11 protein-coding genes and 1 riboswitch are annotated in these 12,542 nt (G+C 72.9%); of the genes, 9 read left to right on the forward strand and 2 right to left on the reverse strand.

What is annotated here, in order from left to right; genetic code table 11:
- Positions 1-15: 15 nt before the first annotated feature.
- Positions 16-122: riboswitch (TPP riboswitch) on the forward strand.
- From DAE25_RS01060 to DAE25_RS01080, 5 genes are all read left to right on the forward strand, one after another.
- Complete coding sequence (locus DAE25_RS01060; RefSeq protein ID WP_107764891.1) at positions 113-1,228, forward strand: thiamine ABC transporter substrate-binding protein; 1,116 nt, start codon at positions 113-115, stop codon at positions 1,226-1,228. It overlaps the preceding riboswitch by 10 nt.
- The gene (locus DAE25_RS01065; RefSeq protein WP_234410766.1) at positions 1,225-2,859 is read left to right on the forward strand and encodes an ABC transporter permease; all 1,635 of its coding nucleotides are present in this window, start codon (positions 1,225-1,227) and stop codon (positions 2,857-2,859) included. The genes DAE25_RS01060 and DAE25_RS01065 overlap by 4 nt, the downstream gene beginning before the upstream one ends.
- Positions 2,859-3,833 carry an ABC transporter ATP-binding protein gene (locus tag DAE25_RS01070; protein ID WP_107764417.1) on the forward strand — a complete coding sequence of 325 codons (975 nt, stop codon included), beginning with the start codon at positions 2,859-2,861 and terminating at the stop codon, positions 3,831-3,833. Before DAE25_RS01065 ends, DAE25_RS01070 begins: the two co-directional genes overlap by 1 nt.
- A 45-nt stretch (positions 3,834-3,878) precedes the next feature.
- Positions 3,879-4,925, forward strand: a complete 1,047-nt coding sequence (locus DAE25_RS01075; protein ID WP_234410767.1) for a phosphatase PAP2 family protein — start codon at positions 3,879-3,881, stop codon at positions 4,923-4,925.
- A 294-nt stretch (positions 4,926-5,219) separates the two neighbouring features.
- Positions 5,220-6,794: a C40 family peptidase gene (locus DAE25_RS01080; RefSeq protein ID WP_159083508.1), complete on the forward strand. Its 1,575-nt coding sequence runs from the start codon at positions 5,220-5,222 to the stop codon at positions 6,792-6,794.
- A gap of 108 nt (positions 6,795-6,902) precedes the next feature.
- Here DAE25_RS01080 and DAE25_RS01085 read toward each other — a convergent pair whose 3' ends face one another.
- Positions 6,903-7,775, reverse strand: a complete 873-nt coding sequence (locus tag DAE25_RS01085) for a sulfotransferase family protein (protein ID WP_107764420.1) — start codon at positions 7,773-7,775, stop codon at positions 6,903-6,905.
- Positions 7,776-7,798: 23 nt separating this feature from the next.
- Between DAE25_RS01085 and DAE25_RS01090 the strand changes: the two genes are divergently transcribed.
- Positions 7,799-9,805 carry an acyl-CoA dehydrogenase family protein gene (locus DAE25_RS01090; RefSeq protein WP_107764421.1) on the forward strand — a complete coding sequence of 669 codons (2,007 nt, stop codon included), beginning with the start codon at positions 7,799-7,801 and terminating at the stop codon, positions 9,803-9,805.
- On the forward strand, positions 9,802-10,458 hold the full coding sequence (locus DAE25_RS01095) for a class I SAM-dependent methyltransferase (protein ID WP_107764422.1): 657 nt from the start codon (positions 9,802-9,804) through the stop codon (positions 10,456-10,458). The genes DAE25_RS01090 and DAE25_RS01095 overlap by 4 nt, the downstream gene beginning before the upstream one ends.
- A 65-nt stretch (positions 10,459-10,523) precedes the next feature.
- Here the strand turns inward: DAE25_RS01095 and DAE25_RS01100 are convergent, their stop codons facing one another.
- Positions 10,524-10,982 (reverse strand): hypothetical protein, encoded by a 459-nt coding sequence (locus DAE25_RS01100; protein WP_107764423.1) that lies wholly within the window; start codon positions 10,980-10,982, stop codon positions 10,524-10,526.
- Positions 10,983-11,091: 109 nt separating this feature from the next.
- Here DAE25_RS01100 and DAE25_RS01105 point away from each other — a divergent pair, with 109 nt between their 5' ends.
- Positions 11,092-11,670: a carboxymuconolactone decarboxylase family protein gene (locus tag DAE25_RS01105; RefSeq protein WP_107764424.1), complete on the forward strand. Its 579-nt coding sequence runs from the start codon at positions 11,092-11,094 to the stop codon at positions 11,668-11,670.
- Positions 11,667-12,539 carry an RNA polymerase sigma-70 factor gene (locus tag DAE25_RS01110; RefSeq protein ID WP_107764425.1) on the forward strand — a complete coding sequence of 291 codons (873 nt, stop codon included), beginning with the start codon at positions 11,667-11,669 and terminating at the stop codon, positions 12,537-12,539. The genes DAE25_RS01105 and DAE25_RS01110 overlap by 4 nt, the downstream gene beginning before the upstream one ends.
- Positions 12,540-12,542 lie beyond the last annotated feature (3 nt).

A 12,542-nucleotide genomic window follows, 5' to 3' on the forward strand; every position in this document is an offset into this window, starting at 1 on the left:
AGCGTAGAGTGCCCAGCACACAGACAGGGGAGCACGCCAGCGTGCTGAGAGTGCGGGAGACCGCAGACCCTCCGAACCTGATCCGGCTAGCACCGGCGATAGGGAGTCCATGATGAAGACCGCGCGCGCACGCGCCCTCACCGCCCGCACGACCGCCGCAGCCCTGCTGCTCGCCGTCACCGGCTGCAGCACCATGGGCGGCGGCGGCGACTCGGCCACCGAGCCGAGCCCGTCGGGCACCAGCGAGGGGAGCAGCGACAGCACCGAGGGGGAGGTCGGCGGCACCGTCGTGCTGGTCACCCACTCGTCGTTCGCGCTGCCCAGGAAGCTCGTCCGCTCCTTCGAGTCCGAGACCGGGATCGACCTCGAGACCCGTTCCGCCGGCGACGGCGGCACGCTCACCGCGCGGCTGTCGCTGACCAAGGACAACCCGACCGGCGACGTGGCCTTCGGCGTCGACAACACCTTCGCCTCGCGGCCGCTCGACGAGGGCGTCTTCGCGACGTACGCCGCCGACCTGCCGGCGGGTGCCGACGAGTACGCCCTCGATGAGGGCGGCGACAAGCTGACCCCGGTCGACGTCGGCAACGTCTGCGTCAACGTCGACACGACCTGGTTCGAGCGGGAGGGCATCGACCCGCCGCAGACGCTCGACGACCTGGTCGACCCGGCGTACGAGGACCTCTTCGTCACCTCCGGCGCCTCGACGAGCTCGCCGGGGATGGCGTTCCTCCTGAGCACGATCGCGGAGTACGGCGAGGACGGCTGGCAGGACTACTGGACCGACCTGCTCGCCAACGGCGCCAAGGTGGTCGACGGGTGGGAGGACGCCTACTACGGCGACTTCACCCAGGGTGGCGGCGAGGGCGAGCGCCCGATCGTGCTGTCCTACGACTCGTCGCCGGCGTTCACCGTCGCGGACGGCCGCTCGACCACGGCCGCGCTGCTCGACACCTGCTTCCGCCAGGTGGAGTACGCCGGGGTGCTCGAGGGTGCGGCCAACCCGGCCGGCGCCGAGGCGGTCGTCGACTGGCTGGTCTCCGACGAGGTGCAGGCCGCGCTGCCGACGAGCATGTACGTCTTCCCGGTGAGCGACGCCGTCGACGTGCCCGCCGACTGGGCGCGGTACGCCGAGCAACCCGCCGAGCCCTACGAGGTGGCGCCCGCCGACATCGCCGCGAACCGTGAGCAGTGGCTGACCGAGTGGACGGACGTCATCAGCAGGTGAGGCGACTCGCCGTCCTGGCGCTGCTGGCCCTCGGGCCGGTGCTGCTGCTGGGGGTGTTCTTCGTGCTCCCGGTGGCCGCCATGGTCTCGGAGGGCTTCTTCGTCGACGGCGAGCTCGACGTCGCCGGTGTGCTCGAGGTGCTGACCCGCCCCCGGGTGCTGCGGGTCGCGTGGTTCACCGTCTGGTCCTCGACGGTCGCCACCGCGGTCGCCGTCCTGCTCGGCCTGCCCGCGGCGTACGCGCTGCACCGGCTCGCGCTGCCGGGGCGGCGGATCGTCCGGGCGGCGCTGCTGGTGCCGTTCGTGCTCCCCACCGTCGTGGTCGGCGTCGCCTTCCGGCAGCTGCTCGGTGAGTCGGGTCCGCTCGGCGGCCTCGGCCTCGACGGCACCCCCGTCGCGATCATCGCGGGTCTGGTGTTCTTCAACGTGGCCGTCGTCGTCCGGGCGGTCGGTGCGGCCTGGGAGTCGCTGGACCGGCGCCCGGGTGAGGCGGCCGCCGCGCTGGGTGCGTCGCCGTGGCAGGTCCTCCTGACGGTCACCCTGCCGGCCCTGCGGCCGGCGATCGTGAGCGCGGCGAGCGTGGTCTTCCTCTTCTGCGCCACCGCCTTCGGTGTCGTGCTCACCCTCGGCGGGGTGCGCTACGCGACCGTCGAGACGGAGATCTACCTGCTCACCACGACGCTGTTCGACCTGCGCGCGGCGGCGGCGCTGTCACTCGTGCAGCTCGTCGTCGTGGTCGTCCTGCTCGTCGTCGCGGCCCGGCTGCGCGCCACCCCCGACCCGGCCACCGCCCGGTCCACCCCGCGTCCGCAGCGGCCGGGCCGGCGCGACGTACCCGTCCTCGTGGGCACCGCCGTGCTGCTCGCGCTGGTGGCGCTGCCGATCGTCACCCTCGTCTCGGGCTCGCTGCACGTGGACGGGGCCTGGAGCCTGGACAACTACCGCCGCCTGGCGACCACGGGCGAGGACCAGGCCCTGCTCGTGCCGGTCACCGTCGCCCTGGTGACGTCGCTGCGGATCGCCGTCGACGCGACGTGGATGGCGCTGCTGATGGGCCTGGCGGTGTCGTTGCTCGTCACCCGGAGGTCGCGGACCCGCGTCGAGCGCCGGGTGCGCGGGTCGCTGGACCTCCTCTTCATGCTGCCGCTCGGCGTGAGCGCGGTGACGATCGGCTTCGGCTTCCTCATCGCCCTCGACGAGCCGCCCCTCGACCTGCGCGACTCGCCGCTGCTGGTGCCGATCGCCCAGGCGCTCGTCGCGCTGCCGCTGGTCGTGCGCACCATCGCGCCGGTGCTGGCCGGCATCGACGACCGGCAGCGGCAGGCGGCCGCCTCCCTGGGTGCGCCCCCGTGGCGGGCGCTGCTCACCGTCGACCTGCCCGTCGTGTGGAAGCCGCTGCTCGCCGCCAGCGGCTTTGCCTTCGCCGTGTCGCTGGGGGAGTTCGGGGCGACCGCGTTCCTCGCCCGCGACGAGGAGCCCACCCTGCCGGTGGTGATCTTCCGCCTGCTCGGCCACCCCGGCGAGCACAACTACGGCATGGCGCTCGCGGCGTCCGTCGTCCTCGCCGTGGCCACCGCCACCGTCATGCTGGTCGTCGAACGCCTGCGCGTCCCCAGCCTGGGAGCCTTCTGATGCTGAGCCTCACCGACGTCTCCGTCGCGTACGACGACGTCCCCGCCGTCCGGCACGTCAGCCTGGACCTGCCCGACGGCGAGGTCCTCGCCGTGCTCGGGCCGTCCGGGTGCGGCAAGTCGACGCTGCTCCGGGCGGTGGCCGGCCTCGAGCCGCTGACCGGGGGTGGCATCGCCTTCGACGGCTCGCCCGTCGACCACCTGCCGACCCACCGCCGCGGCTTCGCGCTGATGTTCCAGGACGGGCAGCTCTTCGGGCACATGACCGTGGCCCGCAACGTCGGCTACGCCCTGCGGCTGCGCCGCAAGCCCTCCACCGCCCGGGTCCGCGAGCTGCTCGCGCTCGTCGGCCTCGAGGGGTACGACGACCGGCTCCCGGCCACGCTGTCGGGCGGCGAGCGGCAGCGGGTCGCCCTGGCCCGGGCGCTGGCCGTGGAGCCGCGGTTGCTTCTCCTCGACGAACCGCTGTCCGCGCTCGACGCGTCGCTGCGCGAGCGGCTGGCCGTCGACCTGCGCGCGATCCTCCGGGCGGCCGGCACCACCGCGCTGATGGTCACCCACGACCACGAGGAGGCCTTCACCGTCGCCGACCGGCTGGCCGTGATGCGAGCGGGCGAGGTGGTGCAGTCGGGGCCCATCGGTGCCGTGTGGGCGGCGCCGGCCGACGAGGCCACGGCGCTGTTCCTCGGCTACGCGCGCGTGCTGGTCGGCGTACCGGCCCGACGTCTCCTCGCCGCGGCCCGGCTGCCGGACGCCTCCAGCGTCGCGCTGCGCCGCTCCGCGCTCGTCGCGGGGGAGGGCGACCTCGTCGGCACCGTCGTCTCGGCCCGGGCGACCCCCGAGCTGGTGCGGCTGGTCGTCACCGTCGACGACATGGGCGAGCTCGACGCCGTGGCACCCCCCGGCAGCCATGTCGCACCCGGCGAACCGGTGCGCCTGCGGGTCGACCCCACGAGGGTGGCGACGATCACCTGACTCACGATCGGGTCGGTTTCACCGGTCGTCCCTAGACTGGCCTGCGTGTATCGCCCGGCCTATGCGCTCCTCGTGGGAGTCGCCGCAGTCATGGGTCTGCTCGCCGTGTTCGCATCGGTGACGCTGGACCGTCCCCTCGTCGACCCCGAAGGGTTCCTCGGACCCTCGTGGCTGCGCCTGCCGATGCTGCTGCTCGGAGCGTTCCTGCTCGACATGCTGCCGCGCACGCTGTGGGGCTCGCGCTTCAACCCCCGGCTGATGCCCGACATCGCCCGGGCCCGGGTGCGCGACCACTGGACCCGCGAGCGGATGACCCTCGTCGTGATGGGCCTGGTGTGCTTCTACATCACCTACGTCAGCTACCGGAACCTCAAGTCGTTCCTGCCCTTCGTGATGGGCGACGGCAAGTACGACCGCGAGCTGCACCTCATGGACCGGGCCCTGTTCCTCGGCCACGAGCCGGCCACGATCCTCCACCAGGTCTTCGGCACCGGCTGGACCGCGCACGTGCTGTCCTCGATCTACCTGTGGTTCCTCCCGCTCGTGCCGCTGGCGCTGGCGGCCTGGCTGGTGTGGTCGCGCAACATCAGCTTCGGCTACTGGTTCGCCACCTCCCAGTGCCTCGCCTGGGCGCTCGGCACCGCGTCCTACTACGCCCTCCCGACCCTCGGGCCCGGCTTCGCCTACTCGTGGCTCTACAACGACCTGCCGGACACGGGGTCAGGGGCGCTGATGGACTCGCTCTTCTATGCCCGAAAAGGGGTGTTGAGGGACGGCATCGAGGGTGCCGTCCAGTCGGTGGCCGGCTTCGCGAGCCTGCACGTCGCGATCACCCTGCTCGTGGCGCTGATGGTGCAGTACACGCTCCGCAGCCGCGTCCTGCACTGGGTGTTCTGGATCAACTTCGCGATCACGGTCGTCGCGACCCTCTACTTCGGCTGGCACTACGTCGCCGACGACATCGCCGGGGTGGCGATCGCGCTCATCTCCTTCTGGCTCGGCGGCCTCGCCAGTGGGCAGAAGTTCGACCGCGGCGGGCTCGCCTCGCACCCGACGACGACCACCTCGCAGGTGCCCGTCGACGCCGACTGAGCGTCGTACGCCTGCGCCCTGACAAAGTCCCCGCTCCGGCGGGGACTTTGTCGCTTCCTGGCCGATGCATCGGCCAGCAACCGGAGAAGTCGGCCAGCAAGTACGCCGTCCCCTGGCGCGCGAGGGCGGATCGACACGAATTACAACCCTGTAGTTCGTCAAGTCGACACGCCGCCGAGTTGGTAAAAGGTTGGGAAAGTTGTTCCTATTGGGACTCGTGAGCACTAGCGTGCCGCGAGTGTCACGGGTGAAAGGGAAGTCACCCGTGGCCATGACCTCCGAGGGGACACACCTGTGCGAGCACTGCCTGCACCCGCACCACGCCGTACGCCGGGCCGCGCCCGACGGCTGCGCTGGCCCGCTGTCGCCGCGCTGAGCCTCGTGCTCGCGGCCGGCGTCACCACCACCGCGGTGGCGGACGACGAGGTGCCGACCGAGGAGGACGTCGCGGTCGCCGAGCGCAACGCCAGCGACAAGGCCCGCGACGTCTCCGCCGTCCAGGCCGACCTGGTGCTGGCCAACGAGCAGCTCCGCCAGACCGCCGTCACGGCCGCGCAGGCGGCCGAGGCCTACAACGGCGCCCGCTGGGCGGCCGACGAGGCTCGCACCGTCGCCGCTGCGGCCACCACCGCCGCCGAGGCCGCCGAGGCCGACGTGCAGCGCCAGCAGGAGGACTACAGCGACGCGCTCGTCCGCAGCTATGAGATGGCCCCGACCCTGCAGGGCCTCGCTGCCGTCGCCGGCTCTGACGGCATCGAGACGATGATCGACCGCACCACCACCATGCAGAACGCCGAGGACGCCCTCGACGGCAGGTACGACGCGTTCCGCGCCGCCGCCACGCTGGCGGACCTCGCCAGCACGCAGGCCGAGGACGCGCTCGCCGACGCCGAGCGGCTCGAGGCGGAGGCCGAGGAGGCCCGTGCCGCCGCGTCGGCCGCCGAGGCGCAGGCCGCCGCGACGGCCGAGGCGATCGCGGTCTCCAAGACGGCGCTCATCTCCGAGCTGGCGGACCTCCAGGGGATCAGCGTCCGGCTCGCGGAGCGGCGCCAGTCGGCGCTGGAGCAGGCCGCCGCCGAGGCTGCGGCCCAGGCCGCACAGGAGGCCGCGGAGCAGGCTGCCGCCGAGGAGGCTGCCGAGCAGGCCGCGCAGGACGCCGCCGAGCAGGCCGCCGCGGACGCTGCCGCCGCCGCCCAGGAGGCTGCGGACCAGGCGGCGCAGGACGCCGCCGACCAGGCCGCGCAGGAGGCTGCGGACCAGGCCGCGCAGGAGGCTGCGGACCAGGCGGCCCAGGAGGCTGCCACCAAGGCCCAGCAGGAGTCGACACCGAACCCCACGCCGACGAGGACGCCCACCCCGACCCCCACGCCGACGAGGACCCCCACGCCGGCCCCGGCCCCGGCCCCGACCACGCCGGCCCCCACGACTCCGGCGCCCGCGCCGGCACCGGCTCCGGCCCCCGCTCCGGCGCCCGCTCCTGCACCCACCCCGCCGCCGCCCGCGAGCACGGGCGCCGCCGCGGCGATCGCCTTCGCGACCGCCCAGATCGGCGACCCGTACCGCTGGGGTGCGGCCGGCCCCGACGCCTGGGACTGCTCGGGCCTCACCGCCGGCGCCTGGGCCAGGGGTGGCAAGTACCTCCCGCACTACTCGGTCGCGCAGTTCACCGGCTCGACGCGCATCACCGCCGCCCAGCTGGCGCCGGGCGACCTCGTGTTCTGGGGCTCGAGCAGCAGCCCGAGCTCGATCTACCACGTGGGCCTCTACGTGGGTGGCGGCCAGATGATCCACGCCCCGCGCACCGGCCGCCCGGTGGTCAGGGAGTCCATCTACTCCTGGACCACGCCCAACTTCTTCGCCCGCCCCTGACGCTGACCCGGTCCCGGGGTAGTACCGGACGTTCGCGTGGCGACACGCCGATGTCGGCCACCCGAAGGTCCGGTACTACCCCGGGCAGGGGTTAGCCGGGTGTGCCCGTCAGGCCGGCGCGACCTTGGTCGCCAGCCGCGCGGCGAGCTCGCCCGGGTCCAGCGTCCCGGCGAGGATCTGCGTGGTCGGCCAGCCCGAGGTGTCGAGACCGGAGAGCCGGTCGAAGACGGCGAGGTCGGCGGCGTACAGCTCGGCCAGCGACTGCAGGTCCTCGGCGGTCGGCGGGGTCCCGCTCACCAGCTCCGCCCCGGCGTACCGGTTGCGCAGCGGCGGGTGCGCCTCGAAGCGCGGCAGCCCGAGGTGGTCGGTGGCCCGGTCGACGGAGGCGTCGAACGACGCCAGCATCGAGCGGAACTCCAGCAGCAGCCACTGCTCGCGCGGGAAGACCGAGAAGCCCCGCTCGAGCTGGGCGCCGTAGTAGCCCCGGGCGATCCCGGACATGTGCTTGTAGCGCATCGGCTTGACGTCGGTCGGCACCGTGTCGGGCAGCGACGTGGGCCGGAACTCGGTGAGGAACCCCGGCCAGTCCGGCCAGTCGGGGTGCCGCGTCCGGAGCATCGTCCAGTGCGAGAAGAGCCGCTCCAGGGGGTCGCGGAAGACCGCGATGAGCGGCATCCCGGGCATGTAGTCGCGCATCCGCTCCAGCGCGTTGGGCCAGAACAGGTAGACCGGCGTGGAGTCCCCGACCATGGTGTGGACCTTCGCCCGCCGCGGCGCGGTGTAGTCGCGCTCGTAGTCGGGGTGGTCCCAGTCGTAGGACTCGTCGTTGAAGAAGTGCGCCTCCTTGCGGGGCGGCCGGCACACCAGGCGGTGCTGGCTGATCGTCCCCGACAACGTGGAGGTGCCGCTCTTCTGGACGCCAACGATCGAGAAGTTGTAGGGCATCCGCCCGAGATCGACGTCGGGCTCCGGACGGTTCACGCGCGCGACGCTACCTTGTGCCCATGACCACGGAGCACGCCACCGAGGCAGTCGCAGGGGAGACCACCGACCAGCCCGCCAAGGGCTACGTCCAGCCAGAGGTCGACGTCGCCGCGATGACCGCCCTGCTCGACGGCCGGTACGCCGAGGTGCGCCGGCTCGTGCGCTCCAACCTGGTCGCGCACGCCGACCTCCTCACCGACGCGGAGACCCTCGACACCGCCGCGTTCCGCGAGCGCGTCAGGGACGTGGTGGTCGAGATGGCGGCCACCGGCCAGACCGGCATGGGTTTCCCCGAGGAGTACGGCGGGGGCGGCGACATCGGCGCCTCCATCGCGGCCTTCGAGACCCTCGCCCTCGGCGACCTGAGCGTCCTGGTCAAGGTCGGCGTGCAGTTCGGGCTCTTCGGCGGCGCCATCCTCCAGCTCGGCACCGAGCGCCACCACGAGGCCTATCTCGCCCGGCTCGTCACCGGCGAGCTGATGGGTTGCTTCGCGATGACCGAGACCGGCCACGGCTCCAACGTGCAGGCCCTCGGCACCACCGCGACGTACGACGAGGACACCGGCGAGTTCGTCATCACGACGCCCGACGACGCGAGCCGCAAGGACTACATCGGCAACGCGGCCGCGCACGCCGACGTGGCGGTCGTCTTCGCCCAGCTCGAGGTCGGCGGCGAGTCCCGCGGGGTGCACGCCTTCGTGGTGCCGCTGCGCGCGGACGGCGCCGTGCTGCCCGGCGTACGCATCGAGGACTGCGGCCCGAAGATGGGCCTCAACGGCGTCGACAACGGGCGCATCTGGTTCGACGCCGTCCGGATCCCCCGCGACCACCTGCTCAACCAGTTCGCCGACGTGTCCGAGGACGGCATCTACTCGAGCGCGATCGACAACCCCAACCGACGCTTCTTCACCATGCTCGGCACCCTCGTGCAGGGCCGCGTCTGCGTCGGCGGTGCCGGCATCAACGCGTCCAAGGTCGCGCTGGCCATCGCCGTCAAGTACGCCGTCCGGCGCCGCCAGTTCGAGGCGACCGCCCCGCCGGCGGAGGACCTGATCCTCGACTACGGCATGCACCAGCGCCGGCTCTTCCCGCTGCTCGCCCGCACCTACGCGCTGCACTTCGCGCAGGAGAACGTCGCCCAGCAGCTGCACGAGGTCTTCTCCGGCCCGCCGCCCACCGGCGGGGAGGAGGGCGAGCAGGAGCGCCGCCGGCTCGAGTCCGACGCCGCCGGTCTGAAGGCACTGGGCACCTGGCACGCGACCCGGACGATCCAGGAGTGCCGCGAGGCGTGCGGCGGCGCGGGCTACCTCAGTGCCAACCGCTTCGACGCGCTCAAGGCCGACACCGACGTCTTCACGACCTTCGAGGGCGACAACCACGTCCTCCTCCAGCTGGTCGCCAAGGGGCTGCTGACCGACTACGCCAGCGAGTTCGAGGACATGGACCAGTTCGGCATGGTCCGCTTCGTCGCCGGTCTCGCGGTCGAGACCGTCCTGGAGCGGACCAGCGCCCGCAAGCTGCTCTCGGCGATCAAGGACGCCCTGCCCGGCGGCGACGAGTGGGACCAGGAGGCGGGCCTGCTCGACCCGGCCTACCAGCAGGCGATGCTGCGCCTCCGCGAGGAGCACATGCTCGGCGGCGTGGCCCGGCGGCTCAAGCGCGGCATCGACCAGGGCATGAACCCCGGTGAGGTCTTCTCCAGGGTCCAGGACCACGTCATCGGCGCGGCCCGCGCGCACGTGGAGCGGCTGGTGCTCGACGCGTTCGTGGCCAAGGCCGGCGACTTCCCCGACGGCGACACCAAGGTCGCCCTCAACCTGCTCTGCGACCTGCACGCCCTCACCACGATCGAGGCCGACCGCGCCTGGTTCATGGAGCACGGCCGGCTCACCGCGGCCCGCTCAAAGGCGATCAGCCGCGAGGTCAACGACCTGTGCCGCAAGATCCGGCCGCTGGCGCCCGACCTCGTGGACGCGCTCGGCGTACCCCGCGAGATGCTGCGCTCCGAGGAGATCCTGGGCTCATGAGGCTGCTGGGCGGCTGGCACGAGGACCCCCTGTGGGCCAGCATCTACGGCTGGCTCGTGGAGCACCGGCGTGTCGGGGGAGTGGCCTGGCGTCTCGGCCTCGGCAGCGACCTCGGCCTCCTGTACGACGCCGTGCGCGAGGTCGGGCGGCTGCCCGCCGGGTCGCGGGTGCTCGACGTGCCGACGGGCAACGGCATCGCGATGCGAGGCATCACCGCGGGCCAGGGGCTCGACTACGTCGCCGCGGACATCTCCGCCTCCATGCTCGACCGCGCCCTGGCGACGGCCCGACGGCTCGGGGTCGAGGACCAGGTGACGCCGCTCGTCGCCGATGTCGGCGACCTCCCGCTCGCCGACGCCTCGGTCGACCTGGTCGCCACCTTCACCGGGCTGCACTGCTTCCCCGACCCGCACCGGGCGGTCATCGAGATGGTGCGCGTGCTGCGCCCCGGCGGGGTCATCACCGGGAGCTCGATGTTCACCGACACCGGGCGGGCCCACGAGCCGGCCCGCCGGATGGGCACCCTGGCCGGGGTGCTCGGACCCATGTGCACCAGCCGGGAGGCGGTGGCCTGGCTGACGGAGGCGGGTTGCCGCGACGTCGACCTGCACCTGAGCGGTGGGCTCGGCTACTTCCGCGCGACCGCGACCTGACGCCTGCGGACGTCATGGGACCTGGTCGTCCGGGCGACCGACTCCCATGACGTCCCGGCGGGGTGTCACAGGTCCCGGCCGTCCGGCTGGGCGAACGACCACTCGTCGTCGTCGACGTCGAGGTCCACCCAGTGGGTGGCACTCCCGTCGGCGCCGCCGTCGAGGTGCAGCTCCAGGGTCACGTCCTCGTCCCCGGTCACGGTGACCGCGAGCTCCACCACGCCGCCCCCGACGGGTGCCGTGACCTCGCCCGGCTCGACCACGACGCCGGCAGGCGGGTCCACGCTGACCACGGACCCCGGCATGTCACCCACGCACGCGTAGACGGTGCCGCTCGCGCCCAGCGGCCGGTCCGCCTCGTCGTACGCGACGGTCCACAGCTCGCCGTCGCCACCGCCGTCGGAAGCGGAGGCTCGACACTCCTCGAGCGTGGTCGGGGCCTCGAAGCCCCCGCAGCCGCCCGCGACCGGGACCAGCGCGAGCAGCCCGACCGCGATCGTCACCCGTGCACCGACCCCCGTCATCGCCCCATCGTCGGGCACGGTCGCGGCCGGTGTCCCGGGTTGTCACAGATCCCGTTCCGCCGGTGTCTCCATGGCGAGCCCACCAGGGACCCACCGACGAGGAGGCACCATGCCCAGCAACTTCCGCATCCCGAAGGCCACGCCCGACGGCGTCTACGGCCGCGTCATGACCGTCGTCGCGCGACGCATGTGGGGCGAGGTGCCCGACAACGCCTACGTCCTGCTCCATCACAGGCCCGTCACCCGCGCGGTCTTCGCCTTCGAGCAGAAGGTCGCGCGCTGGAAGGCCCTCGACCCGCACCTCAAGACCTACGCCCAGCTGGCCAGCGCCGCGCGGATCGGTTGCTCGTGGTGCCTCGACTTCGGCTACTTCCTGGCCCACGAGGAAGGCCTCACCCTGGAGAAGGTCCGGGAGGTGCCCCGGTGGCGCGAGTCGGAGGCCTTCACCGAGCTCGAGCGCGACGTGATGGCCTACGCCGAGGCGATGACCGTGACCCCGCCGGAGGTCACCGACGAGATGGTGGCCGCCCTCGACGCGTCACTCGGTCACGAGGCCGTGGTCGAGCTGACGATGGTGATCGCCGTGGAGAACGAACGCTCGCGCTTCAACGCCGCGTTCGGCCTGGCCAGCCAGGGGTACGCCGACCGCTGCGAGCTCCTCCCCCTCGCCGTACCCTCCACCCCATGAGCGGTCCGGCCACCGAGGCGTTCGTCGCCCACCGCAACCTGCTCTTCACGGTCGCCTACGAGATGCTCGGGTCGGCCGCCGACGCCGAGGACGTCCTCCAGGAGGTCTGGCTGCGCTGGTCAGGGGTCGAGCACGACGACGTGCGCGAGCCGCGGGCCTACCTCGTGCGCATCACCACCCGGCTCGCGCTCAACCACCTGCGCAGCGGCGCGCGGCGCCGGGAGGAGTACGTCGGCCCGTGGCTGCCCGAGCCGCTGCTCACGACCCCGGACGTCGCCGACGACGTGGCGCTCGCCGACAGCGTCTCGACGGCGATGCTGCTCGTCCTGGAGACGCTGCCGCCGACCGAGCGGGCGGTCTTCGTGCTCCGCGAGGTCTTCGACGTCCCGTACGACGAGATCGCGGCCGCCGTGGACAAGTCGGAGGCCGCGGTGCGGCAGGTCGCCCACCGGGCCCGCGCCCACGTGCAGGCCCGGCGCCCGCGAACGGCGGTCACCGCGGGGGAGCGCGACGCCGTCATCGAGCGCTTCCGGCTGGCCACCGAGACCGGCGACCTGCAGCTGCTGATGGACGTCCTCGCCCCCGACGTGGTGCTCATGACCGACGGCGGCGGGAAGGTGAAGGCGGCGCTCAACCCTATCCACGGGCGCGACAAGGTGCTGCGCTTCCTCACCGCGGTCGCGCCGGACGCGCTGGAGCTGGTGCCGGTCTGGCTCAACGGGTCGCCGGCGATCCAGTTCGTCGTCGGCGGCCACCGCGACGGCGTCGGCACGATGCTCGTCGAGGACGGGGTCGTCACCCGGCTCTACCTGGTCCGCAACCCCGACAAGCTCGCGTCGCTCGGGGAGCCTGTCCCCCTCGCCCGCTGAGGG

It is taken from the genome of Nocardioides terrigena (genome assembly GCF_003047265.1).
In the GTDB taxonomy this organism is placed as follows: Bacteria; Actinomycetota; Actinomycetes; order Propionibacteriales; family Nocardioidaceae; genus Nocardioides; species Nocardioides terrigena.

Excerpts from the sequence above, each read along its gene's own strand:
- DAE25_RS01060 (WP_107764891.1), top strand. The coding sequence starts at position 113 with ATGAAGACCGCGCGCGCACGCGCCCTCACCGCCCGCACGACCGCCGCA.
- DAE25_RS01070 (WP_107764417.1), top strand. The coding sequence starts at position 2,859 with ATGCTGAGCCTCACCGACGTCTCCGTCGCGTACGACGACGTCCCCGCC.
- DAE25_RS01090 (WP_107764421.1), top strand. The coding sequence starts at position 7,799 with ATGACCACGGAGCACGCCACCGAGGCAGTCGCAGGGGAGACCACCGAC.
- DAE25_RS01095 (WP_107764422.1), top strand. The coding sequence starts at position 9,802 with ATGAGGCTGCTGGGCGGCTGGCACGAGGACCCCCTGTGGGCCAGCATC.
- DAE25_RS01100 (WP_107764423.1), bottom strand. The coding sequence starts at position 10,982 with ATGACGGGGGTCGGTGCACGGGTGACGATCGCGGTCGGGCTGCTCGCG.
- DAE25_RS01105 (WP_107764424.1), top strand. The coding sequence starts at position 11,092 with ATGCCCAGCAACTTCCGCATCCCGAAGGCCACGCCCGACGGCGTCTAC.
- DAE25_RS01110 (WP_107764425.1), top strand. The coding sequence starts at position 11,667 with ATGAGCGGTCCGGCCACCGAGGCGTTCGTCGCCCACCGCAACCTGCTC.